2 protein-coding genes are annotated in these 1,451 nt (G+C 34.3%); one reads left to right on the top strand and one right to left on the bottom strand.

The window, feature by feature from the left end; translation table 11 throughout:
* Positions 1–1,009 (bottom strand): TolC family protein (locus tag AC30RD_RS09240; protein WP_489494245.1); only part of this gene is annotated, 1,009 nt, incomplete at its 3' end.
* Positions 1,010–1,145: 136 nt separating this feature from the next.
* Here AC30RD_RS09240 and AC30RD_RS09235 point away from each other — a divergent pair.
* Positions 1,146–1,451: hypothetical protein (locus AC30RD_RS09235; protein WP_489494243.1), on the top strand; the 306-nt coding region annotated here is incomplete at its 3' end.

The raw sequence follows: 1,451 nt of genomic DNA, 5'->3' as shown, positions 1-1,451 counted from the left end.
TATTTTTTTGTATCACCGAATTTTTACGACCAAAATCAAAAAGATTCCATTTTACATCAATACCCGCCTGCCATGTATTTGCATGTTTAAAATCACCGGAGTTTGGATTTGTACTATCGTTAATACCACCATTTTCCCCATAGTATGCACTAAAGTTTACTTTTGGGTAGTACACACTTTGACTTTTTTGTTGTAGTTTTTCTTTTTTCATAACATCAAGTGAGGCAATTTTGAAACGGGAAGTTTCCAAAAGCTCTTTTTTATGTTCTTGTGGAGATAAAGATTGCACTTTTGGTACAGTGATGGTTATATTTTCCAACTCTTCCAAAGTATCAACATATAAAACACTTGCTAGTGTTTCTTGAACTATTTTTTTGTTTGTTTGAATATCTACAAGCTTTGTTTGTGCACGCTTTATATCTGCAAGTGCTTTTAACGCATCTATTTTAGCAGCACTTCCAAGTTGAACTTTTAAACTGATATTTTTATAGAGATTCTCTAAAGATTGAATATAAACACTTTGAGATTTTTCTTGAGCCGATAACGATAAAACATTCATATAGAGTGTTTTTACATTATAGATAATCTGCTCTTTAGAGAGGTGATGAAAATTTTTATTGATCTCTTTTTGAAGTTCAGACACCTCAATAGAGCGAGTATCACTCAATCCATTAAAGAGGGTAACATTATAAGAAACACCTGCTACCATCATATCTTGTGTTGTTGGAATACGTGCCGCTCCCGATGCTATACTTGCCGGTGTCAAAGGGGTAAGTGTTCGCGGAAGATTATAGTGTGTCAAAGATGCAACAAGATCAACACGCCCATAATTGGCTGCTTTCTTCTCCTGTATATCTCTTTGGGCTATATCTAAACCCATTGCAGATTTTTGTAAATCGCGAGAGTGTTGCAATGCCGTAGATACTGCCTCTTCCATCGTCATGGCTTCTAATTGCGATGCGATGCAAAAAAGTAGTAAAAACTGAGATACTTTATTGATTTTTATCAATGATAAACTCCTGATTTTGTATTAGACTTCTTGTTCTGGTTTCGTACTTTATCAAAACGGTGTTAACCCAATGTTAAAAGTATTGTACTATCGTTACGTTCGTTTGTAAAATTTTCACTCTATAAAGGTTGTTTTTTTGGAAGATTGGTTTATACATTTTCATCTCTTTGCTGCTATTGCATGGATAGGCGGTTCTATTTTTATGTTTGTTTTGGGTGTTACAATGACAGACAAACAAAAACAAAGGGAAGTTTACCCCCACATAGGTCCCATTTTTGGTTATTTTGAGCTTGTATCGCTTATTATACTCGTTATGAGTGGTATTGTTATGATTAGCAATGATGGTCTTTTAGATATGCTCCTCAATGGAGATACCAATACAGTAGTAGCATATCTAAAAAATAAACTTATCTTGGTTGCCACATTGATTATCGCAACTGCT

It is taken from the genome of Nitrosophilus sp. (genome assembly GCF_982775275.1).
The sequence above is the reverse complement of the archived record's forward strand: the minus strand, read 5'-3'. Positions and strand labels throughout refer to the sequence as shown.